This is a genomic window from Streptomyces sp. NPDC002403 (assembly GCF_053593015.1).
The window spans coordinates 135,237-158,369 of sequence record NZ_JBSFBQ010000011.1; the positions used below are offsets into that span (position 1 = coordinate 135,237).

The window sequence follows — 23,133 nt, forward strand, 5'->3', positions numbered from 1 at the left end:
CGTCGGCAGTTGGAGACTCCCTATAGATTTGCGGTTCGGCGCGAACGTGACGCGATGTCCGGGTTCCGGCCCTCAAGGTCGGCCCTGGGGTGGGGATATGGGCGTGAGAAGCAGAAGAGGCATATTGCTGGGTGCGACCGTGGTGGCCGCGGGAGGGGTCGGCGTGATCGCGACGAATGCCTCGTCCTTCCGGGCGTCACCGGGTGATTCCATACGCACGTTGGCTTCTCTGCGGGGCTCGCTGCCTGCCGCTTGTGCGCGCGTCATGGCCCTTGATCTGGCCGGTGATCCGGCAGGTCGGAAGCCCCGAGAGCTGAAGGCTGCCCTGGCCCGGTTGCAGCAGTCGGTTTCGGCGGCCGACGAGGGCGGCGTTGACGTCTGGCTCGCGTTGGGGAGCCGTGTCTTTGCCGGAGGGGTGCCCGGAGGGGTGCCCGGAGGCGCGCAACGTCCTCGTCAACTGAAGGAAATGCCGGCCTCTGCCGGAGATCTGCTCGACCCGGAACAGTCGCACGGTGACGTGCTCGTGCAGGTGACCGGGGCCGGCAAGAGGGCGGTGCGGGAAGCTGCCGAGCAATTGGTGGGGCAGGCTGCTGGATGGCGTGTGCGGTGGCAGGTCGACGGGGTCCGGGACGAGAACCGGGTCGAGGCCGGTAGGGGGCTTTCCCGTAATCCGTTCCATTTCACCGAGGGGTTCGGGAATCCGGGCACCGAGCGCGAGATCGCCGACCGGGCCGTTGTGCGCAGTGGGCAGGGGGAGCCGGACTGGGCCGTGGGCGGCAGCTATCAAGTGGTGCGGATCGTGCGGTTCGCGACCGAGCTGTGGGACAAGGATTCCGTCCGCGAGCAGGAGCGCATCATCGGGCGCCGGCGCGACGGCCGGTGGCTCGACGGAACCCCGACCGACGAACAGCCCGGCTTCGCGGCGGACCCCGACGGCAGGGCCACACCACTGGATTCGCATGTGCGGCTCGCAGCCCCCGATCGGCGCAACCCGCCGCCCCTGGTGCGCCGCAGCTACAACTACGACCGTGGCAGCGGCGACAGCGGGCTGATCTTCTCCTGCTTCCAACGGGACCTGGGCCAAGGGTTCGAGGCCGTGCAGAAACGTCTGGAGGGCGAGGCCATGGCCAAGTACATCCTCACCACCGGCGGCGGGTACTTCTTCGTGCCGCCGCCCGGGGACGCCTGGATCGACGCGCTGTTCGCTCAGGCCACCGGGAACGCGTAGAAGATCCGGTCGCGTTGCACGACGGCCGTACCCCCGGCCGTCAGTACCCGGTACGGGGCGGTGACCGTGGGGCCCTTCGGGTCCTGGACGCCGATGTCCTGGAACTTCCACAGCCGTCGCCCGTCCTCGGCGGCGAACGCGGTGACCTGGGAGCCGTCCGAGGCCAGCAGGGTCCGGCCGGTCGTGCTGAGGGTGACGGCGGGGGCGGCGGTGGTGATGGCCGCCTCCGTCGAGCGGCGCCAGCGCAGCCGCCCGGTCTCCCGTTCGACCGCGCCCACCTCCTGGTTGCGGTTGGTGGTGTGCAGCACGGTCCCGGTGACCACGGGAGTGCCGTACGGGGTGCCGCCGGTGCCGTTCAGCGTCCACTTCGGTTTGCCGGACGGGGTCTCGAAGGCCTGGAGGTCGTCGCCCACCGCCGCGTACAGCAGGCCCCGGTCGTCGCCCATGGCCGCCGCGTCCGGGGCGACCGTGCCGAACTGCTTGCTCCACAGCGCCTTGCCGGTCCTGCGGTCGAAGCTCCGGAAGACCGCCTTGCCCTTGGCGGCCCTGACATCGCCGGGGGCGAGGGTGGCCGGGCTCTGACGTACCACCAGGTCGTCCTGGCGGGCCGCGATCAGCCGGTGGACGGGGGCGGCGGTGCCGCGCCCGGCAGGTACGGGGGTCCGCCACAGCTGCTCGCGCCGCACGATGTCGTACGCGAAGAGGTAGGCCTTGACGACCTGCCTGTCCTTGCCGCGCTTCTTGCCCTTCTTCGGGGGCGGGGCCTTGACCGTGACCGTCTCGGAGCCGGTGAACCAGATCACCGGGCCGGACGCGCCGACGAACGCCGGCGCCGAGAGCTTCGGCATCTGAGGGGACAGGGCCGCGTGTTCCGCCCGGTGCACGGTCTTCCCGTTCTTCGGCGACAGCCAGAGGAACCCGGAGGGGGCGGCGACGAAGCAGAGGTCCTTGCCGGCGGGGAGGGCGGCCTCCGCGTCGGCGGCGTCCGCGTTCTGCCAGGTCCGGCGTCCGGTGCGCAGGTCCACGGCGGTCGCGCCGTTCTTTCCGGTGAGCACCAGCAGCCGCTCGTTCCAGATGGCGGCGGTGAGCGGTGCCGGTTCCGTTGCCGGGTGCGTGTACACCCAGTGGGGTTGCGGCGGCAGTCCCGCGACGGCGGGACCGCTGTGGCCCGGCGCGGGCTCGGGATCGTCCGTGTCCCCTCCGTCACCGCCCAGCGCCAGCACACCGCCGCCACCGACGACCAGTCCGGCGGCCCCGGCGGCGAGCCCGATCAGCAGACCGCGCCGGTCCACGGCGGGGGAGGGGGCCGCGGCGCGACCCGTGGAGGCCGGGAGGGGGCGAGGGGCCACCGGGACCATGGGCGGAGGTACGGCGGGCACCCCGCCGGGCAGGGCGGGGGCCGCGGGACGGCCGGTGAGTTCGGGGGGTACGGACAGCTGGGTCGTCGGCCGGTCGGTCCGCGGGACATGGCGCCCGATGTCCCCGAGCTGAGCGGTCCGGGTGTCCAGGACAGGGAGCGGGGCCGCGGCGGGGGCGGGGACCGCGTCGGCCGGCGCACCGGCCGCGACCGTCTCCCGTACGCGCACCCCCTGCTCCGCCACCGCGGCGGCCAGGGCCTCCGGCAGCCAGCCGCCCTTCGCCAGGCCCGCCGCCCCCTCCAGGGCCAGCTCGGCCGCCACCGCCCCGGCGCTCGGCCGGTCGGCCGGGTCCTTCTCCAGACAGCGGGCGATCAGGCCGCGCAACTCCTCGGGAACCGCGCCGAGTTCGGGCGCGGTGCGGGCGATCCGCTCGGCGCCCTCGGCGGCCGGGCCGTCGGCGAGCGGGGTCGTGCCGGTCGCCGCGTACGCCAGCAGCAGGCCCAGCACGAAGAGGTCGGAAGCCGGTCCGGGGTCCTCGCCCTCGACCTGCTCCGGGGTGAGGTAGCCGAGCCGTACGGACAACTGCCCGCCGGGCCGGGCCTCCGCGTCGGCCGCCGCGCCCAGCGGGCCGAACGCGGTGAGCCGTGGCCCGTCCTCGGCCAGCAGCACCGTCCGGGGAGCCAGGCCCTGGAGCACGGCTCCGGTGGCGTGCACCCGGGCGAGGGTCTCGGCGAGGCCCGCGCCCAGTATCCGCACGGCACGCTCGGGAAGCGGCCCGGTGAGCTCGATCGCCTCGGCGAGCGTCAGCGCCGGTACGTACGGGCCCGCCGTCCACAGCGGCTCGTCGTCGGGGGTGTCGTCCGGGTCGCCCAGCACGGGCTGGACCCAGCCGCCGGTCAGCCGGTCCGCGGTGCGGGCCTCCGCCTGGAACCGGCGCCGGAAGGCGGGGAGCGCGGCGAGTTCGGGGCGGGCGGCGGTGACCACCACCGCGTCCTCGGAGGCCGTCTCGCGCGCCAGATACTGCACGCTGCTCGCGGTCCCGCGCAATCTCGCCAGCACGGTGTACGGGCCGAAGCGGCGTGGATCGTCCTGACGCAGCGCCTCCATGGCGCACCCCCTCGCTGACCGTGCCTGGGCACCAGAGCGTCGATCTTAGACCGACCGCCCCTCGGCCCATCGGGCCCCGTACCCTCAGTCCGGCTTGGACCAGGGCCACTTGGGGCTGTGCCGCTCGCGGCCCCCGGGAGCGTACTCGTAGACCCAGCCGCGCGGGAGCCCCAGCCGCTTGGAGTGCCCGGCCGGCACCCTGCGGTACGCGTACACGGTGGGCGGACCGCCGTCGGCGGCCGGTACGGGGACCTCGTACCACTTGGGCGGATGGCCGGTCGGGCCGACGAGGACGGGCAGTACCCGCCCGTCCAGGGGCCCGCCGGTGAAGGCGGTGTTCTCGCTTCTCACCGCCCCAGTCTGACCGATCAGCCGCCCTCGGGCAGCAGATGGGCCGCCTCGCCGAGCACCGGGACCAGCCGCCGGGCCAGCCGCCCTGCCGGACCCCCGGCGGTCTCCAGCGGCAGCAGCGCCGCCACCGCCGAAGCGGTCTCCGGGTCCGTGGCCGCCGTGGCGGCCAGCAGCACCATCAACTGGTCGACCAGCCAGTCGCGCAGCTCGGCCGCGGCCGGCTGCTTCCCCTCGTCGAGCCAGATCAGGGACGCCGCCTCGACGGCCGCGATCCAGGTGCGCACCATCATCCGCAGCCTCGGGCCGGCCGCCGCGCCACTGCCCAGGTGCAGCAGGATCTGCTCGGCCGCCGCCCGTCGTACCTCGTCGACGATCGCCGAGGTACGGGAGGTCTCGACGACACAGCCGCCGCGCAGCAGTGCGCTGAACCCGGTGTCGTGCTCGTCGACGAAGGCGAGATAGCGGTCCAGCACCCGGGTCACCCGCTCGGTGGGCGCTCCCACCGGCGGCTCGCCGAAGCACAGGATCAGCTGCTCGGCGGCGGACCTCAGCGCCGCCTCGTACAACTGCTGCCGTCCGCCCGGGAAGTAGCGGTAGACGAGCGGGCGGGACACCCCGGCGACCGTCGCGACCTCGTCGAGCGAGACCTCGTCGGGGGCCCGGTGGGCGAAGAGGGTGAGGGCGGCACCGAGGAGCTGGGCCCGGCGCTCCTCGACGCCGAGCCTTCGGTACGCGCGGGCCGGCGGCGCGGAGGCGGCAGCAGGGGTCATATGCCGAAGCCTAGGCCCTTTCCCCCGTACCGGGCCGGTTCAGGCCAGCAGGCCCGAGCGCTTCCACAGCCTGCGTCCCACCCCGTTCAGCACTCCGATGTCGTCGAAGAAGTCCGTCAGCCGCTTCGCACCCGACTGCATGACCTCCGCCCGGTGGCCGCTCGCCTTCACCTGGGCGAGGGCCTCGTGGCGGTCCAGGCCGACGTTCTCGTACACCCGGGGGTTGACGAAGCAGACGGAGAAGACGCGGGCCGCCTCGCCGGAGCTCAGCCGTGTCAGTTCGCGCTCCCAGCGCGGGGCGGTCACCATCTGGCGGCGCAGCTCCTCGCGGGCGTAGCGGACATGCCGTGCCTCCTCGACCACATGGATGCGGGTCACGCCCCGCACCAGCGTCTGGACACGCTCGTCCGGGAAGGTCAGCCGCTGCATCCAGTCCAGGATCTCCTCGCCGAGCAGGGTCGCGGCGAACGAACCGGGGGTGGTGGAGATGGTCTTCAGCACCCGCGCGAGGTTGTGATAGACGCGCGGCACGGGGTAGTCGGGCGAACCGCCCCACTTGATCATGCGGCCGAACATCATCGAGTGCCGGCACTCGTCGGCTATCTCGGTGAGCGCGTAGCGGACATGATTGCTGGTCACCGGCCGGTCGTAGATGTGCCGGACGAGCAGCTGCATGAGGATGATCTCGAACCAGATGCCCAGCGAGGCGAGCGAGGCCGCCTCGTGCCGGGACAGCTCCATCCGCTGCTCCTCGGACATCTTCCGCCACAGCGGGGTGTCGTAGAGCGAGACCAGCTCGGGCGGCCAGAACCACTTGCCGTCCTCGGCCGGCGCGTCCCAGTCGAGTTCCTTGTCCGGGTCGAAGGAGTGCTTGGCCGAGGAGTCGAGCAGCCGCTCGGCGATCTGTTCCCGGTCCCGGAGCGGGCCGAGTGCGTCGCGAAGCAGCTGGACGTCGCGTTCGCTCACTGTGGTCATGCTGGAGGCACCTCACACATGGGTTACCGGCGGTCACTCCTTATGAGACTCCTCGTCAGTAAGGCCGTCAATCCCTTGCGCGCGACTTGTTGACCCGGTGTCTACCAACGTGTGAACCTGCCAACTGACGCAACTGCCGAGGGAATTGCCGAAACATGCAAGGCGAAGGAGCCGTCCGTGTCGACACACGACCTCTACACCACCGCCCCCGAAGCACCGCTGTGGCAGGTACCCGCCTCCGGCGCCGCCCGCTTCAGCTGGGACTACGACGACGGCCGCGAACGCCTGCTCGCCCTCTACCAGAAGGGCAAGGACAAGCAGTGGGACGGCAACAAGCGCATCGACTGGTCCCTGGAGGTCGACCCCGCCGATCCGCTCGGCACCCCTGACGAGGCCCTCACCCTGTACGGCACCCCGCACTGGGCGAAGATGACCGAGAAGGACCGGGGCGAGCTGCGCAGGCACTACACCTCCTGGCAGTTCAGCCAGTTCCTCCACGGCGAGCAGGGCGCCATGGTCTGCGCGGCCAGGATCGTGGAGTCCGTCCCCGACCTGGACGCGAAGTTCTACTCCGCGACCCAGACCATGGACGAGGCCCGGCACGCCGAGATCTACGGACGGTTCCTGCACGAGAAGGTCGGGATGCTCTACCCGATCAACGACAACCTCCAGGGGCTGCTCGGCGACACCCTGCGCGACTCCCGCTGGGACATGCCCTACCTCGGCATGCAGGTCCTCATCGAGGGGCTCGCCCTGGCCGCGTTCGGCATGATCCGCGACACGACGACCAAGCCGCTGCCCAAGCAGATCCTCGCGTACGTCATGCAGGACGAGGCCCGGCACGTCGCGTTCGGGCGGATGGCGCTGCGCGACTACTACAAGCAGCTGAGCGACGCCGAACTGCGCGAGCGCGAGGAGTTCGTCATCGAGGGCTGCCACCTGATGCGGGACCGGCTCAGCGGTGTCGAGGTGCTGGAGAACTTCGGCATCGGCAAGCAGGAGGCCAAGGAGCTCTCCGAGCACTCGGAGTACCTCCAGCTCTTCCGCAAGCTGCTGTTCAGCCGGATAGTGCCGTGCGTCAAGGACATCGGCCTGTGGGGCGAACGGCTCCAGAAGGCCTACGTCGACATGGGCGTCTTCGAACTCGGCGACTCCAACCTGGACCTGCTGATGGCCCAGGACGAGGAGATGGCCGAACAGCTGGACCGGGACCGGTTCGAGGAGGAGGAACGGGCCAGGGTCGCCGAGGTCGAGGAGGCCATAGCGCAGGGCGCACCGGGGGAGTGACCGGAACTCACGCCCTCGCGGGGCCGAAACGGGATGTACGCCATCGGCCGGTGCGGGGAGTATGGCGGGCATGACGACTCCGACCCCGCCCCTCGCCGCCGGCCCCGCGGCCGCCCGCCGGAGCCTCGAAGGACTGGCCCTGGGGGACGCGTTCGGCGAGCGGTGGTTCCCGCTCTTCCGTGAGCCCCGCCGGGCCTTCGACGAGATCAGGGCCCGCCGCACCCCCGAGGAGCCGGTCTGGCACTGGACCGACGACACCGCCCTCGCCCGGGCCCTGCTGCGCGTCCTCGACGAGCACGGCCGGGTCGAGCAGGACCGTCTCGCGCTCTGCTTCGCCCTCGCCTTCGAGGCGGACCCGGCCCGCGGCTACGGCCACGGCATGCACATCCTGCTGCCCGAACTGCTGGCCTCCCCGGCCGACTGGCGCACCCTTGCTCCAGAACTCTTCGAGGGTGGCAGCCTCGGCAACGGCGCCGCCATGCGGGTCGCCCCGCTCGGTGCCCGCTTCCACGAGGACCTCGGACTCGCCGCCGGGCAGGCCGCGCTCCAGGCGGCCGTCACCCACGCGCACCCGGACGGGATCGCGGGCGCGGTGGCCGTCGCGGTCGCGGCGGCACTCTCGGTCCGCGGCGAGTTCACCCTGGCCGCGGTCGCCGGCCGGACCCCGAAAGGGCCGGTGCGCGACGGGCTGCGCCGGGCCGTGGACGTACCCTTCGCCACCGAACCGTGGAAGGCGGCCGATCTGCTGGGCAACGGTCAGCGGATCCGCGCCGACGACACCGTCCCGTTCGCCCTGTGGACGGCGGCCCGGCACCCGGACGACCTGGAGGCCGCGCTCTGGGCGACCGCCGAGGGCCTCGGCGACGTCGACACGACCTGCGCCATCACCGGTGGCGTCGTGGGCGCGGCCACCGGGGTCGACGGGGTGCCCGAGGAGTGGCTGCGGCGCCGCGAGCCGCTCGGCTGAGGCCGCGCGGGCGGGCCGGCTCCCTTTCCCGCCCGCCCGCGCACGGGCCGGTCAGCCGTTCGCGGTCATCGCCTCCTCCACCGCACAGGCCATGGCCAGCAGCGGGACATCGGCCCCGCGCTCCGCGACCAGCTGGAGTCCGACCGGGCAGCCGTCCGCGGTGAATCCGGCGGGGACACTGGCCGCGGGATGCCCACTCAGATTGAACGCCCAGGTCAGCGCGGTCGAGAAGAGCTCGCCCGGACCGTCGTGGCCGTGCGGGCGGTTGGGCGTGGTCGGCGTGAGCAGCAGCGGGGTACGGGCGAACAGGGCGTCCAGCACGGCGTCGTTCGCGCGCCTGACCTCCGCGGCGCGCGCGGACGGCGACCCGCCCCGGACCGCCTGCCACGCCTCTCGCGGGTCGAGCAGCTCGCACGTACGGTCCACGAGCCGTACCACCCCGGCCGCCATGAGCCGCCCCACCGCCCGCCGGACGACCGCCGCGACCTCCGGGTCGACCTCGGCGTACCCCAGATCGGGGCTGAGGACGGCCGGTAGGGGCAGGACGGGTGGCACCGGCTCGCGGTCGCCCAGGACGGCGGCCAGATACGTCCGGGCCCCGGCCGCCGACCGGGTCAGCACCCCGGCGGAGGCCAGCCCGGTGCGGTCGGGGGAGGGCAGCAGACCGTTCGTCGTCTTCAGGCCGAACACCCCGCACCACGCCGCGGGGATCCGTACCGACCCCGCCCCGTCGCTGCCGGTCGCCAGCTCCACGAGGTCCGCCGCGACGGCGACCGCCGAGCCCGCCGAGGAGCCGCCCGGGGTGCGGTCGGGGCGCCACGGGTTGACCGTGCGGCCGTGGGCGCCCAGCCCCCAGGTCTGCCAGTGCGTGCCGGGACCGGGCACCGAGGTCGCGCCGACCGGCACCCCGCCGGCCTCGATCAGCCGCCGGGCCGCGTACGAGCGGATGCCGTTGGGCCCCTTGACCGCGAACGGCATCCCGGCCAGCGGGAGCCCCCGGGCCCGCTCCACGTCGGCGAGCGCCCGCTCCGGCCACACCTCGATGAACGCGCGGAGCCGGGGATCCTCCCGCCCGATGCGCTCCAGCGCCTGATCCACCCCGATCCGTGCCCGAGCCTCAGCCATCCGGTCAGTCTCGCAGGGCCGCCTCCATGACGGAACGGGCGATCGGGGCAGCGCTGCCGCCGCCGCTGATGTCCGCCCGGTTCGCCGCGGCGTCCTCCACGACCACCGCCACCGCGACGGCCGGCTGTCCCGAACGGGGCGACTGGGCCCAGGAGATGAACCAGGCGTACGGCCTGCCCGAGTTGTCGATGCCGTGCTGCGCGGTGCCGGTCTTGCCGCCGACCGTCACCCCGTCGATCGCGGCGTTGGACCCGGTGCCGTTCTCCACGACATCGACCATCATCCTCCGCAGCTCCATCGCCGTCCCCGGGTTCATCGCCTGGTGGTAGGTGTGCGAGCCGTTCCGGTGGACGGTCGTACCGCCGTGCGTGGTCGTACGGTCCACCAGATACGGGTACTTGAGGTCGCCCCCGTTGGCCACGGCGGACGCCACCATCGCCATCTGGAGCGGTGTCGCCGTCGTGTCGAACTGCCCGATCGACGACAGCGCCAGCTGGTCCTTGCTCATCTCGGTGTCGAAGTTGCTCTTCGCCACCCCCGAGGGGATCTTCAGGCCGGTGTCGTTGAAGCCGAACTTCCGCACGGCGTCCACCATGCCGTCGAGCCCGACCCGCACCCCCAGATCCGCCATCACCGTGTTGCAGGAGACCCGGATCGCCTCGGTGAGCGAGGCGTTCTCGCAGCCCTGCGCCTCGTTGGGCAGCGTGGTCGACGTACCGGGCAGCACATACGGGGACGGGGTGCCGGTGTCCGCGTCGGGGTCCGTGACGACGTCCGCGTCGAGCGCCGCCGCCGCCGTCACGATCTTGAAGGTGGAGCCCGGCGGATAGGTCTGCCGGATCGCCCGGTTGAGCATCGGCTGGCTCTTCGAGGCGTTCAGCCGCGCCCAGGCGTCGGTGACGGACGAACCGGTGCCCGAGAGCAGGCCGGGATCGTACGAGGGGGTCGAGACCAGCGCCAGGATCTTCCCGGTGGACGGTTCGAGGGCGGCGACCGCGCCCCGCCGGCCGCCGAGCCCCTCGAAGGCGGCGCGCTGCATCGAGTCCTTGACGGTCGTGACGACATTGCCGCCGGGCTGCCGGCTGCGGGTGATCTCGTTCCACAGCGGGAGCGGGGCGAGCATCGGGTCGGTGCCGGAGAGGACGGAGTCCTCGGCGTTCTCGATCAGCGTCGTGCCGTACGTCTGCGAGGCGTAGCCGGTCACCGGCGCGTACAGCGGGCCGTCGACGTACGTGCGCTCGTACGCGAGCTGCTCGCCGGTGTCCTTCGAACCGGTCACGGACTTGCCGCCGACCAGGATGTTGCCGCGCTGCTGGTCGTAACGGGCGATCGTCAGGCGGCGGTTGGCGGGATTGTTGTCCAGACTGTCGGCTTCCAGGACCTGGATGCGGGCGGCGTTCAGCAGCAGTGCCACGAGCAGCAGCAGCAGGAGCGCGGCGGCCCGGCGGATGTAGCGGATCACCGCTCGCCCTCCTTGACCGCCGCGATGACCCCGGTCTCCGCGTGGCCGGGCTGCGGTCTGCGGGCCTGGTCGCTGACCCGGATCAGCAGCGCCACGATGATCCAGTTGGTGACGACGGACGAACCGCCCTGGGCGAGGAACGGCATCGCCATGCCGGTCAGCGGGATCAGCCCCATCACCCCGCCCGCGATCACGAACACCTGGAGCGCCAGGATCGAGGCGAGACCGATCGAGAGCAGGCGCCCGAAGGGGTCGCGCAGGGCGAGACCGGCCCGGTAGCCGCGGGCCACCAGCAGCGCGTACAGCAGGAAGATCGCGGTCAGCCCGGTCAGCCCGAGCTCCTCGCCCGCCGTCGCCAGGATGAAGTCCGACTTGGCGGCGAAGCCGATGAGGATGGAGTGGCCGAGGCCGAGCCCCGTGCCGAGCATCCCGCCCGCGGCGAACGCGAACAGCGACTGGGCCAGCTGGCCCGGACCCTGACCGGCGGCGATGGAGGCGAACGGGTCGAGCCAGTCCTGGACCCGGCTGTGCACATGCGGTTCGAAGGAGCCGACGACGAACGCGCCGACCGCGGCGAGCAGCAGCCCCACCGCGATCCACCCGGTCCGGCCGGTGGCTACGTACAGCATGATCACGAACAGGCCGAAGAAGAGCAGCGAGGTGCCCAGGTCGCGTTCCAGGACCAGCACGCCGACGCTGAGCAGCCAGATCGCCACGATCGGTCCGAGCACCCGGCCGGTGGGCAGCTGGAGCTTCCAGATCCGGCGGCCGGTGTAGGCGAGCGCGTTGCGGTTCGCGGCGAGGTACGCGGCGAAGAAGACGGCGAGCAGGATCTTGGCGAACTCGCCCGGCTGGAAGGAGAATCCGCCGACCCGGATCCAGATCTTGGCGCCGTTCACCGCGGGGAAGAAGATCGGCACGATCATCAGGACCAGCGCGGTGGCGACCGAGAGGTACGCGTACCGCTGGAGCACCCGGTGGTCGCGCAGGAAGACGACCACCGCGATGAACAGCGCCACGCCGAGCGTGGACCAGACCAGCTGGGTGGGGGCCGCCTGGTCCTTCGGCGTCTCCAGGTCGAGCCGGTAGATCAGCACCAGACCGAGCCCGTTGAGCAGTACGGCGATGGGCAGCAGCAGCGGATCGGCGTACGGGGCGCGGAAGCGGACCGCGAGATGGGCGAGCAGGGCGAGCAGCCCCAGACCCGCGCCGTAGCCGGCCACATCGGGCGGGACCGCCTGGTTCTTGGCCAGACCGACGGCGGCGTAGCCGTAGACGGGGATGAGGACGGCCCCGATGAGGAGCAACAGCTCGACTCCGCGCCGCTTGGGCAGCCGTAGATCGGGCGGGGGTGCGTCCGCCGTCGTTGCGGTCATGCCAGGCAACGTAGCAAGAGCCGGTGCGTATTTCCCTTATGTCGTAGCAAGTATGTCCGATGGCATGCCCGGGGGACGAGACCCCTAGGGTCCGGGCTCCGGCTCCCCGTCGTCCGGTTCCGGGTACTCGGGCAGGGTCACCTGGGCCATCGCCCCGCCGTCCGGGGCGTTGCGGAACACCAGGCCGGCGCCGATCATCGCGGCCTGACCGGCGGCGATGGTCAGCCCGAGGCCGTGGCCCCGGCCGCCGCCCTCGGTACGGAACCGCTGCGGGCCGTCGGCCGGCAGATAGTCCGGGAACCCCGGTCCGTGGTCGCGTACGGTCACCACCGGCCCGTCGACCGTCAGCACCACCGGGGGCCGGCCGTGCCGGTGCGCGTTGCTGATCAGATTGCCCAGCACCCGCTCCAGGCGCCGTCTGTCGGTCTCGACCCGCAGGTGCGCGGTGCGCTCCGGGTGTCCGACACGGATCGTGGTCGCGGTCCCGGACGCGCGCACCACCCGTTCCACGAGCGGCACCAGCTCGTACACGTCGAGATCGACCGCTTCGCTGCGGGCGTCGAGCCGGGAGATCTCCAGCAGATCCTCCGTCAGTGCCCGCATCGTCCGGACCCGGTCCCGCACCAGCTCGGACGGCCGCCCCGGCGGCAGCAGTTCGGCGGCGGCCGACAGCCCGGTCAGCGGGGTGCGGAGCTCGTGCGCCACATCGGCGGTGAAGCGCTGCTCGGTCTGCAGTTTGCGCTGGAGCGTGGACGCCATGGTGTCCAGCGCCCCGGCCACGATCGCGACCTCGTCCTGCGGACGCGAAGGGTCCGCCGTACGCGGGTCGCCGACCCGGGCGTCGAGATCGCCGGCGCTGATCCGGCGGGCCACCTGGGCCGTCTGGTGCAGCCGCCGGGTGACCCGGGTGACCGCGAAGGCGCCGACCAGCAGGGTGGCGCCGATGGCCAGCAGGGAGGAGCCGACGATCGCCCCGTCGAGGCTGTCGATGGTGCGGGCGCTCTGGCTGTAGTCCACCTGCGTGGCCAGCGCCCGGCCGTCGGCCGGGGCCGCCGCCCACATGGCCGGACGCCCGTCGTGCTCGCCGACGAGCGTGCCGCGCTCGCCGCTCGTGGCCAGGGCGCGCAGGGCGGCGGGCAGCCCCGGCGGATCGATCCCGGAACCCGGCGGCAGCGCCTCGCCCGTCTCGTACGCGTCGGTGACGTCCGTCAGCCGGGACAGGGCCTTCTCGCGGGCCTGGCCGACGGTCTGGCGGGTCACCTCGCTGTGGACCAGTACGCCCAGCAGGGCGGCGAGGGCACAGCACATCACGGCGATGAAGACGGCCGACTTCCAGGTGAGCGTCGCGGCCCAGGAAGGCACCCGCGGCCGGAGCCCCGACCGGCGTCCGTCCGCGCCGGGCCCGCTCATCGGCGCTCCGCGGAGATACCGGCGGACGGCGTCGCGGTGGGGCCGCTGGGACCGACGGGGCCGGTGGGCGCGACGGGCGCCGCGCTCGGCGCGGCGGTCGTGAGCTGCGGGCGCGGCGCCCGGGACGGCGGGATCCGCTGGATCTCGTCCTGCGTCGGCAGCATCGCGCGCTGGCGGGCGTCCCAGGTCCAGGCGGTGCGGTACTCGTACCCCGCGATCGCCGACGGCGCCCGCATGATCAGGTCCCGGCCGGCCAGCTCGACGCTGATCACGGCGTCCGAGGTGGACAGGATCCGGGTCAGCCCGCCCCCCTCCGGCATGTAGACCCGCACGGAGAGCTGATGGTCGGGCAGCCGGATGCCGAGCACCAGATCGTCCTTGCCGTCGCCGGTCAGATCGCGGAAGTACGGCCGGAGTACGGGACAGGAGGCCGGATCGGTCCGGCAGGCGTTGATCCTGCGCACGGTGTCGGCGGGCAGGTCCGCCGTGCCGCTGGACCGGTTGGGCCGGGCCCGCAGACCGGCCTGCACCACCGCCACCGGATTCAGCCGGTGCACATCGCCGTCCGGCACCTCGATCCCGGGGATGCGGGCGGTCTCGCCCTCGCCGTAGTCGTACGGCGCGGCGGAGGCGGGCGGCAGCTCGGGCCAGAGCCGGGCGGGCCCGACGGCGGTCGGGGTGGGGCCGGCGCTCCGCAGCCCGCCGCCGTTGACGCAGCCGCTCAGCAGTGCCACGCCGGCGGCGGCCCCGAGGGCCGCCGCCGTGCGGCGGCGCACCCGGCGAAGCGGACGCATGACTCCCTCCCTTCCGAGGTCCAGATCCTATGACCCTATTCGGAAGGAAGTCTGTAATGCCTATTTAGTACGGATGGAGGCATCCGTTTCGGTAACAACGCGGTCGCTCCGGCGACATCCGTCCCGGTGGTGACGTCCGTCCCGGCAGCGACGGAGGTGCGTGTCAGCTCTGGTAGGGATTCTGGCCCTGCGCGTTCGGCGCGTACCCCGGCTGACCCTGCGGCTGCCCGTAGGGGTTGCCCTGCTGCGAGGCCGCGTGCTGCGCCAGCAGCTGCTCGGCCTGTTCCTTCGGGATCTGCTGCTCCCCGCCGCAGAAGGTGCACTGGGTCGCGAACTTCGTCGAGAAGGGGAAGAGCGGCACGAAGAACAGCGTGAACTTGGTGACCCTCTTGCGCAGCGTGTGCGCGGCCGGATTCCCGCACCAGCCGCAGACCAGCGTGAATATGGCCAGCTGGTACAGATAGCCTCGCGTACCGAAAATGATCATGGTGTGGGTCCCTTCCCCGTGTTCCACAGAAGCGCCTGGCGGCAGAGCGCCAGCAGCTTTTCGTCCTCGTAGGTGTCGTGGCTGCCGAACACGCCGTCCATCGCGTTGTGACGGCGTACGGAGGTGAGTTCGGCGCGCAGCACGCGTGCCGCATCCGACCCTGCACCAGCGGCACCCATCCGCGCCAGGCCTTCCGCCACCCGGACGCGCACATGATGGTTCTTCTCCCAGTCCGCCAGGAGCACGGGCACGGACTCGTCGGCCCGCCCGGACACCTCCCACAGCGCGACCGCCGCGTCGATCCGCAGCCACTGCTCCTCGTGCCCCAGCAGCGCCCGCAGCCGCGGTGCGACCACTGCCGCCCGTGCCCCGAGCATGCCCAGCGCGTTCGCCGCGGACCGGACCTCATGGACGTGCTCCGCCCCCAGACCGTCGATCAGCACCGGCAGCACCGCGCCGGCATCCCCCTCGACCGCCCACAGGGCCTTCGCGACCTCGGTCGCGGAAGCGGCCCCGGGACTCCGCAGCAGCGCCCGCAGCTCCGGCACGGCACCGCGCGCCGCGGGCCCGAACGCACCGAGCGCCCGCAGCGCCGCCGTACGCACCCACTCGCCGCGGTACTCCGGCACCCCGCGCAGCACCCGCAGCACCTCCGGCACCGCCTCGTCGGCCCGCAGCACGGTCAGGGCGGTGAGCAGCGGGCCTGCCCGGTCGTGCGCCCGCTCGTCGAGCGGGACCTCGCCGAGCCTGCGGCGCAGTACCTCGGACAGCGGGGCCGCCGCCGCCCCCAGATACCCGATGGCGAACCCCACGTCGTGCGGTACCTCGGGCCGCTCCAGCGCGGCGGCCAGCGCGGGCACGGCACGGGCGTCGCCCAGCCTGGCCAGCGCCTTCACCGCACTGCCTAGCGCCGGCGGGCCGCTCGGCCAGTCCCGCACCCAGGCTTCGGGATCCGCCGCCACCCGCGCCGCCAGAGCGTCGGCGGCGGGCGCGGCGAGCCCGAAGAGTTCCTCCAGCACGTGCGAGGCCGCCTCGGCCAGCAGCGGATCGGGGGTGGCGAGCTGCTCGCCGACCAGCCGGACGAGCTCCTCGTACGAACCCCGCCAGACCCGGATCAGCCCGCTGCTCATCCGGAGCGCGTCGATCCGCTGCCGGCGGTCCGGGCTGCGCAGCTGGTCCGTCAGCAGCGCCGTCCGCTCGGCGACCCGGTCGTCCAGCCCGGCGTGCAGCGTGCGCAGCAGATCCGCCGTCCATGGGGCGGCGGGCGCCGGGATCTCGTCGTCGGACAGCGCCTGCAAGCGGCCGACCCGGGCGGCCGGCGCGACCCGCTCCTCGGCGGGCGGCTCCCCGGCCGCGTCCGGGTACGCCTCGACGGCCGCGATCCCCTCTGCCGCTCCGGCCGGGGCGTCCACCGCCGGGGCCGCCCCGGACCGGCGCGCGGGCACCGAGCGCAGCTGCCGCAGCAGCCCCGTCACCACCCGCACCACATCGCCGGGCAGGGCGTCCGGCGCGCACCGCGCCAGCTGGGCCAGTGCCGCCAGCCGCAGCCCCGGCGGGAAGCCCTCGCCCGCCAGCCGGCTCAGCCAGGCCGCCGCCTCCCCGGCCAGCAGCCGATGGCGCAGGGCGACCCGCCCCGCCGCCTCGACCAGCGCGAGCCGCACCTCCTCGTCCGGCTCGACCGGCAGCCGCTCCCGCAGCAGCGCGAGAACCCGGTCCGGATGGCCGTGGAGCGCGGCGAGCGCCAGCGGCGCGCAGAGCCGTACCCCCGGGTCCTCGTCGGTCATCAGCTCGAAGAACACCCCGGCGCCCGCGGTGACGGCGGTCGCCGCCATCGCGTAGTTGGCCGCGCCCTCGATCTCGGCGTCGTCGATCTCGTCCTCGTCGTCCTCGTCCAGATCGATGCCGCCGATGCTGGTGAGTAGCTCGACGATGCTGCCCCGGTCGTGGATCCCCGGATCCACGACCAGCTCGAAGAGGAAAGGAATGCAGGCCAGCGTGCAGGCGTACACATCACCCTGGTGGTGAACCGCCCCGTACATCCCGTCCAGCGCCTGTTCGCGCTCCGCCGGATCGGCGGACGCCAGCCCCCGCAGCATCGCGGGCACATCACCGGCCGGTCCGTAGGCATGCTCCATCGAGGCCCAGTCGACCTCGTCGATCCCAGCGAACACCCCATCGCCTCCCCACGCATTTCAACGAAGCAGTGTCTGCGAGGAGTGTGCACCACGGGTCGGACGATCCGCCCTCCACATGCGGTCTTTTCCTGGCGAGCATGACAAACGCCCATGCCATGCGCTATCGGCGGACCGATGCGAAACGGCCATTCTCCGGTGGCGGGACGCCGGAAAGGCTCCCGCACGGCCCTGTTGAAGGACTACCGCACCTCCGGCAGGCGCCCGGCCCCGTCCGGATCGGCCAGCGGCCCGAGCAGATCCCCGTACCGCTCCAGCCGCGCCCCCATCCCGCCCGCCAGGAAGACCAGTTCCCCGGGGGCCCGGCACTCCTCGATCTCCGCCCAGGTGACGGGCGCGGAGACGGTCGGCTCGGGCCGGGCCCGCAGGGTGTACGGGGTGGCGGTGGTCTTCGACGCCGCGTTCTGGCTGAAATCGACGAACACCTTCCCCGGCCGCAGCGCCCGTTTCATCCGGTGCACGACCAGGTCCCCGAGTTCCTGCTCCGCCTGGACGGCCAGCCCCCTCGCGTAGGCCGACACCCGGTCGGCGGGGGTCGGCTCCAGCGGTACGAGCAGATGCAGCCCCTTCGACCCGGACGTCTTCCCGTACGCGCACAGCCCGTCCGCCGCCAGCCGCCCGCGCAGCCACAGCGCCACCGTGCAGCACTCCACCACGCTCGCGGGCGCGCCCGGGTCCAGGTCGAACACCATCCGGTCGGCGATCCCGGGCGCCCCGGCCCGCCACTGCGGGGTGTGGAACTCCACCACCAGATTGGCCGCCCACATCAGCGAGGCCAGATCCCCCACGACCACCTGCCTGGCCTTCTTGTCCTCGTGGTGCGGCACCGGGGTGGTCCGTACCCAGGACGGCGTACCCGGCGGCGGATTCTTGGTGAAGAAGCGCTGCCCGTCCGGCCCGTCCGGATAGCGCAGGAAGGAGACGGGCCGGTTGTCCAGATGGGTGAGCAGGGGCCCCGCGGCGGTGGCCGCGTAGTAGTGCAGTACCTCGCCCTTGGTGGTTCCGGTGGCCGGATACAGCACCTTGTCGAGATTGCTGAGCGCCAGCCGCCGCCCCTCCACCTCTGTGATCGGCGTCATACGATAAGAATCACATGATTCACGGACCTACAGGTATCTACACGGACACAAGGGGTGAACGGTGAGGTCCATATGGAACGGCGCCATCTCCTTCGGGCTGGTCAGCATCCCGATCAAGCTGGTCAACGCCACCGAGAACCACTCGGTCTCCTTCCGCCAGATCCACCTCGCCGACGGCGGCCGGATCCGCTACCGCAAGGTCTGCGAGATCGACGAGCAGGAGGTCACCGCCGCCGAGATCGGGAAGGCGTACGAGGAGCCCGACGGTTCGATGATCCCCATCACCGACGAGGACCTCGACTCGCTCCCGCTGCCCACGGCCAGGACGATCGAGATCGTGGCCTTCGTGCCGGCCGCCTCGATCGACCCGCTGCAGATGGACGCGGCGTACTACCTCTCCGCCAACGGGGTCCCGGCGGCCAAGCCGTACACCCTGCTCCGTGAGGCGCTGAAGCGGAGCCGGAAGGTCGCCGTGGCGAAGTACGCGCTGCGCGGCCGCGAACGGCTCGGCATGCTGCGGGTGGTCGACGATGTGATCGCCATGCACGGCCTGCTCTGGCCGGACGAGATCCGCAGCCCCGAGGGCGTCGCCCCGCAGACCGAGGTCAAGGTCCGCGACGCCGAACTCGACCTGGCCGACGCGCTGATGGACACCCTCGGCGAGGTCGACATGGATTCGCTCCACGACGACTACCGCGAGGCGGTCGAGGAGCTCATCGCCGCGAAGGCGGAGGGCCGGACGCCGGAGCCGGCCGGGCCGGACGAATCCGGCGGCAAGGTCATCGACCTGATCGCGGCCCTGGAGAGCAGCGTCCGGGCGGCGAAGGAGGCCCGGGGCGAGGAGCCGGAGGCCGGGGAGGAACCGGCGAACGCCCCGGTGGCCGAGGTCACCTCCCTCGCCGGCCGCAAGAAGTCCGGCGGGACCGGGGCGAAGAAGAAGGCCGCGGCGTCCACCAAGAAGGCCGCCGCCAAGAAGTCCGCGTCGAGCCGGGCGCCCGCCAGGAAGACCGCCGCCCGGTCGACGAAGAAGCAGGGCGACAGGACCGGCTCCGGGACGGCGGCGAAGAAGACCACCGCGAAGTCGGACCCGAAGCGGGCGACGAAGAAGCCGGCCTCCCGCAAGCGCGCCTCGGCGTGAGCCGGGGCCCGGCCCCGGCGGGCGCGCACACGACCGACGGCCGCCCCGGAGGCAGTGCCCCGGGACGGCCGTCGGTACCGGACCGGTGGCTCAGTGCCTGCGGAACGGGAAGCGGTACGAGTTCACGTAGCCGGCCGCCGGAGTCCCGACACCCGTCACGTCGTCGTACCCCTTGACCGCCTTGAGCGAGGCGTCCTTGCCGAGGCTGCGCAGCGATGTCAGCAGGCCGTCCGCCCCGTCCACGCCGTTGGCGTAGTCGACCCGGACCACCGCGAGATCGCGGTTCGGGCCCAGCGGGTGGTCGGTGACGTCGTGGTACGCCTTCGAGCCGTACCGGGCGTAGATCGCCGGGTTGGCGAAGCCGATCGGCAGCCCGTGCCGGGCCTGCTGCGCGAGCGCCTGGACACCGGCGATGACCGGCGCGGCCAGCGACGTACCGCCGATGCGGTACTCGTCGTAACCGAGCGAGCCGTCGGGCAGCGTCTGGGTCTGGCCGACCAGGAAGCCGGTGTTCGGGTCGGCGACGGCCGCGATGTCCGGGGCCGTGCGCATCCGCTGCTTCCCGTTGGCCCGCGCGAGCGAGTCGGGCACGACACCGCGCTGGTAGAACGGCTGCTGCACGGACGAGCTGGTGCCGCCGCCCGCGCCGGAGGTGTACGCGCCCGGGAAGCCGTCCCAGCTCTTCCCGTCCTCGGAGAGGCTCGACTTGAGCGTGCCCCAGCCGGTCTCCCACTGGTACTTGTCGTTCTTGCCGACCGCCAGCGCGGTGCCACCGACGGAGGTCACCCAGGCGGAGTTGGACGGCACGTCGATCTGCTTCGTGCCCGTCGAGGCGACGTTGTCGCCGTCGTCGCCGGAGGAGAAGTAGAAGCCGATGCCCTCGATCGCGCCCATCTTGAAGACCTGGTCGTACGCGGCCGCGACGTCCGGCGTCTCGTTGGCCTCGACGTCGCCCCAGGAGTTGGAGACGATGTCGGCGAGCCGGTGGTCGACGACCTTGTTCAGCGAGTCCAGCAGATCGGCGTCGTAGCAGGAGGCGCCGCCCACGTACACGATGTCGGCCGCGGGGGCGACCGCGTGCACGGCCTCCACGTCGAGGGTCTCCTCGCCGTACCAGCCGGAGGCCCCGCACTCCTCGGTCCTCGTGTAGTCGTCCGGCAGCACCTGGGTGAGCTGACCGCGGCGGTAGGGCGCGTCGCCGTTGCGCTTGGCGTACTCGGCGGCGTCCTTCGCGATGGTCGGCGAGGCGTACGCGTCGGTGATCGCGACGGTGACGCCCTTCCCGGTCCAGCTGCCCGCACCGTAGGCGGCGCGCAGCTGCTTGCCGGTGTACCCCTTGACGGCGTACGGCGCCTGCGTCCCGTAGGCGTTCGGCAGCGTCGAGGCGGTCTTCGAGCCGTAGTACGTGGAGAAGGGGCCGGAGTTGCGGAACACCGCGTCCGGCGGCGGCAGCGTCTCGTCGTGGCTCGACTTGTGCGGCGCGTTGTCCAGGCCGGAGACGGCGAGGACGGCGTCGCTCAGCGCGGCGGGGACGGAGGCGGTGGAGGCCGGTGCGCGGTAGGTCCGGTCGCCCTTGCGGTAGTTGCGCAGCTGGGTGCCGAACGCCTTCTCGGCGGCGGCGACCTCACCGGTGGCCGAGACGTAGTGCCGGTTGGTACCGGTGACGGTCAGCCCGTTCGACTTCAGCCACGTGCTGACCTGGTCGATCTGCTGCTGGGTCGCCCCGTACCGGGCCTGCGCCTGAGCGGCGCTCAGGTACTTCCCGTACGAGGGGGACCGCGGGTCGGAGACGGCCGCGGCATAGGCGGCCAGCCCCTTCGCGTCCCGCCCGGCCAGGTGGACCCGGACGCTGACCCTGCCGCTGTCGGACGTGGCTCCCCGGTCCGCCCCGGCGGTCGCCCAGGCGGGTTTGGTGCCCTGCAGCGCGTCCCGCCCGCTCGGCGCGGAGTCGGCGCTGGCGTTCGGTGTCCCGAGGGCGAGCGCGCCGGCCAGCAGTGGCAGTGTCGCTGCCATGCTCAGGGCGGCGCGACTTCTCGCGCGGCTGGTTCTCATACAACCCCCTGCGATGTGGGTCTACGCGTGTGGATTACATGTGCCGGATGATGTGCACATGTAATGCGCCACTCTGGCGAGGAACATCTCATGTAAGGGGCATGCGATGACCAAGAATCGACCAAGTGCACGAGTCGGCAGGGGAGTTCGCATGATTTCTGCGCAATTGCCCCTGCCGCCCCGTGTCACCTCTGCCGTCTCTTGCCGAACCCTCAGGTGTGCGTGAGCGAGTCCGACGGTCCGACCCCGAACGAGGGCGAAGTGGACACATACGTACAGCTGGTGTAGCGGTACCCGGGCTGGATCCTCGACCCGTCCGCGTAACTGCTGACGGTCGTTCGGGACGAGCCGCCCCGGTGCTTGTACAGGAAGTGGTACTCGCCCGCCGGGAGCCGGAGCGTCACATGCGGATAGCTCTTCCCCTTGGCCTTGCAGGCCGACAGGGAGGCGGTCGGCCCGGAGTGCGTCCCGCAGCTGCCGCACCCCTTGACGGCGGTCTTCCCGGTGACCGGCCCGGTGTACAGGATCTCGACCCCGTCCGGGGCGTCGTTGCTGATGACCAGCTCCATCCGGGCCCCGCCGGGACTGCCCGAGGGCGGCAGGTGCTTGCCGGCCGCCGCCCGGGTGTCGGCGATCTCGGCGGCGATGGCGATGTCCCGGGCCCGCGCCCCGCGCTCGTCCTTCTTGTACGACGCGGCGAACTCCGTCAGCGTCAGCTGTGCCTGGCTGAACTTCCTGGCCTTGAACTGGGCGACGCCGCAGGCGTATTCGCCGTTCCGGATACCGCCGTCGGCCTTCGGGGCCAGTGCCGAGACGGACTTGTCCGGCATCGCGAGGGCGGTCGTACGCAGCCGCCGCAGCGTGTCCCTGGCGGCGCAGGGGTCGCTTCCGCGCACGGCCCGGTTCTGCTGAGAGATCTTCCCGGAGACCGCGGGCCCCACCTTCCCGGCCTCGGCCGAGTCGGGGAACGTACGCAGCAGCTCACCCAGCTCGTCGCCGTCCTTGCCGCCGGTCGGTACGGCGCCCAGCTTCGACACCCCGCACGCGTACAGCGAGGCGGCGAGCGGACCGTCGGGGTAGCCGGCGAGATCGCCCAGCAGCTTCGGGTCGATCTCCCGGGGCAGGGTCCGCAGGAAGGCGAGCGGCTCGATGGCCTCGCAGAGCTTCTTCTGCCGGTACGGCGCCGAGACCGCCTTGTAGTACGCGTCCAGCCGCTGCGGCACCAGCTTCCCGGCCCTCGACCCGGAATGCTCCTCCCCGAGGTCCCGGTAGACGGCGAGCGCCGCCCGGTAGTCGTCCCGCGCCTCGGCGAAGGGCCTGCCGGAAACGGCCTCGACGCTCCGGTCGCCCCGGTCCAGCCGGTCGAGCAGCATCTGCTCCACGGCCTCGTCCTGCGCGGAGCCGTAGGCCACCACGCCCCCGGCGGGCACCGCCAGCAGCACCAGACCGGCCCCCGCCGCCACCACCGGCCGCCACGACCCGCCGACCGCCCGGCGCCGTGCGACCCGCGCCCCGTCCACGGCCGCCAGGACCAGCGCGACGAGATACGCGACGACCACCCCGCCGGCGGCCCCTTCGGGCTCGGCCGGAAGCAGGGCCCACAGCAGCGCACCGGTCGCGGCCCAGCACAACGCCACCCGCACCCAGCACCGCATCAGCGCGTAGCCGAGCCCGAACCCGCTCAGATTGAGCAACGCCACGGCCGCGGACCGCAGCCCGCCCCCGGGCGGCGGCGGTCCGACCACGGGCGGCTGCGCGGGTGGCGGCGGAGGCGGGGCGAATCCGGGCGGCGGCGAACCGGAACCAGCTCCGCCGGTAACTCTCTGATCGTCCCAACTCACGTCGGCCCCCCAACGGTTGAGCAAGCCGGGCCTCGAATCGAACCCGGCCGGAACACCATCCACGACACCCCGAACAGTGTCAATCCGGGCGCACTTCCGGGGCGCGGCGCCCCGCCCCCGACGCCGCGAGTGCC

18 protein-coding genes are annotated in these 23,133 nt (G+C 72.6%); 4 read left to right on the forward strand and 14 right to left on the reverse strand.

All coding sequences use genetic code 11. The annotated features are described in order from the left end of the window. The first annotated feature begins 265 nt into the window (after window positions 1–265). Window positions 266–1,228 (forward strand): Dyp-type peroxidase, encoded by a 963-nt coding sequence (locus tag ACWCPY_RS15640; RefSeq protein ID WP_451265150.1) that lies wholly within the window; start codon window positions 266–268, stop codon window positions 1,226–1,228. Here ACWCPY_RS15640 and ACWCPY_RS15645 read toward each other — a convergent pair. From ACWCPY_RS15645 to ACWCPY_RS15660, 4 genes are all read right to left on the reverse strand, one after another. Then, window positions 1,207–3,693, reverse strand: a complete 2,487-nt coding sequence (locus ACWCPY_RS15645) for an outer membrane protein assembly factor BamB family protein (RefSeq protein ID WP_451265152.1) — start codon at window positions 3,691–3,693, stop codon at window positions 1,207–1,209. The two genes, ACWCPY_RS15640 and ACWCPY_RS15645, sit on opposite strands and share 22 nt — an antisense overlap. 84 nt (window positions 3,694–3,777) lie before the next feature. Continuing rightward, on the reverse strand, window positions 3,778–4,044 hold the full coding sequence (locus tag ACWCPY_RS15650; protein WP_403768974.1) for a hypothetical protein: 267 nt from the start codon (window positions 4,042–4,044) through the stop codon (window positions 3,778–3,780). 17 nt (window positions 4,045–4,061) lie between these two features. Then, window positions 4,062–4,814, reverse strand: coding sequence for a TetR/AcrR family transcriptional regulator (locus ACWCPY_RS15655; protein WP_451265155.1), 753 nt, complete (start codon window positions 4,812–4,814; stop codon window positions 4,062–4,064). A gap of 39 nt (window positions 4,815–4,853) precedes the next feature. Beyond that, window positions 4,854–5,789, reverse strand: coding sequence for an AurF N-oxygenase family protein (locus ACWCPY_RS15660; RefSeq protein ID WP_451265157.1), 936 nt, complete (start codon window positions 5,787–5,789; stop codon window positions 4,854–4,856). Between the two features lie 177 nt (window positions 5,790–5,966). On the opposite strand from ACWCPY_RS15660, the gene ACWCPY_RS15665 reads away from it, so the two are divergent. Continuing rightward, a complete protein-coding gene (locus ACWCPY_RS15665) occupies window positions 5,967–7,076 on the forward strand; it encodes a ferritin-like domain-containing protein (RefSeq protein ID WP_451265159.1) in 1,110 nt (369 codons plus the stop codon). A 70-nt stretch (window positions 7,077–7,146) separates the two neighbouring features. Further along, window positions 7,147–8,043, forward strand: a complete 897-nt coding sequence (locus tag ACWCPY_RS15670; protein WP_451265161.1) for an ADP-ribosylglycohydrolase family protein — start codon at window positions 7,147–7,149, stop codon at window positions 8,041–8,043. 51 nt (window positions 8,044–8,094) lie between these two features. Here the strand turns inward: ACWCPY_RS15670 and ACWCPY_RS15675 are convergent, their stop codons facing one another. From ACWCPY_RS15675 to ligD, 8 genes are all read right to left on the reverse strand, one after another. Beyond that, window positions 8,095–9,168, reverse strand: a complete 1,074-nt coding sequence (locus tag ACWCPY_RS15675; RefSeq protein WP_451265163.1) for an amidase family protein — start codon at window positions 9,166–9,168, stop codon at window positions 8,095–8,097. Window positions 9,169–9,172: 4 nt separating this feature from the next. Further along, a complete protein-coding gene (locus tag ACWCPY_RS15680) occupies window positions 9,173–10,630 on the reverse strand; it encodes a penicillin-binding transpeptidase domain-containing protein (RefSeq protein WP_451265165.1) in 1,458 nt (485 codons plus the stop codon). Continuing rightward, window positions 10,627–12,006, reverse strand: coding sequence for an FtsW/RodA/SpoVE family cell cycle protein (locus ACWCPY_RS15685; protein WP_451265167.1), 1,380 nt, complete (start codon window positions 12,004–12,006; stop codon window positions 10,627–10,629). Before ACWCPY_RS15685 ends, ACWCPY_RS15680 begins: the two co-directional genes overlap by 4 nt. Window positions 12,007–12,090: 84 nt before the next feature. Then, complete coding sequence (locus ACWCPY_RS15690; RefSeq protein WP_451265169.1) at window positions 12,091–13,416, reverse strand: ATP-binding protein; 1,326 nt, start codon at window positions 13,414–13,416, stop codon at window positions 12,091–12,093. After that, window positions 13,413–14,210: a hypothetical protein gene (locus ACWCPY_RS15695; RefSeq protein WP_451265171.1), complete on the reverse strand. Its 798-nt coding sequence runs from the start codon at window positions 14,208–14,210 to the stop codon at window positions 13,413–13,415. The genes ACWCPY_RS15690 and ACWCPY_RS15695 overlap by 4 nt, the downstream gene beginning before the upstream one ends. Window positions 14,211–14,373: 163 nt before the next feature. Then, window positions 14,374–14,697: a zinc-ribbon domain-containing protein gene (locus tag ACWCPY_RS15700; protein WP_451265173.1), complete on the reverse strand. Its 324-nt coding sequence runs from the start codon at window positions 14,695–14,697 to the stop codon at window positions 14,374–14,376. Continuing rightward, window positions 14,694–16,868, reverse strand: coding sequence for a HEAT repeat domain-containing protein (locus ACWCPY_RS15705; RefSeq protein WP_451265175.1), 2,175 nt, complete (start codon window positions 16,866–16,868; stop codon window positions 14,694–14,696). Before ACWCPY_RS15705 ends, ACWCPY_RS15700 begins: the two co-directional genes overlap by 4 nt. 203 nt (window positions 16,869–17,071) lie before the next feature. Then, window positions 17,072–17,968, reverse strand: a complete 897-nt coding sequence (ligD, locus tag ACWCPY_RS15710) for a non-homologous end-joining DNA ligase (RefSeq protein ID WP_451265177.1) — start codon at window positions 17,966–17,968, stop codon at window positions 17,072–17,074. A gap of 61 nt (window positions 17,969–18,029) precedes the next feature. Between ligD and ku the strand changes: the two genes are divergently transcribed. Then, window positions 18,030–19,106 carry a non-homologous end joining protein Ku gene (gene ku / locus ACWCPY_RS15715; RefSeq protein WP_451265179.1) on the forward strand — a complete coding sequence of 359 codons (1,077 nt, stop codon included), beginning with the start codon at window positions 18,030–18,032 and terminating at the stop codon, window positions 19,104–19,106. Between the two features lie 90 nt (window positions 19,107–19,196). Here ku and ACWCPY_RS15720 read toward each other — a convergent pair whose 3' ends face one another. Together ACWCPY_RS15720 and ACWCPY_RS15725 are read right to left on the reverse strand one after the other, a co-directional pair. Next, window positions 19,197–21,158 carry a S53 family peptidase gene (locus ACWCPY_RS15720; RefSeq protein WP_451265181.1) on the reverse strand — a complete coding sequence of 654 codons (1,962 nt, stop codon included), beginning with the start codon at window positions 21,156–21,158 and terminating at the stop codon, window positions 19,197–19,199. Window positions 21,159–21,370: 212 nt separating this feature from the next. Next, window positions 21,371–22,858, reverse strand: a complete 1,488-nt coding sequence (locus ACWCPY_RS15725) for a hypothetical protein (protein WP_451265183.1) — start codon at window positions 22,856–22,858, stop codon at window positions 21,371–21,373. Window positions 22,859–23,133: the final 275 nt, after the last annotated feature.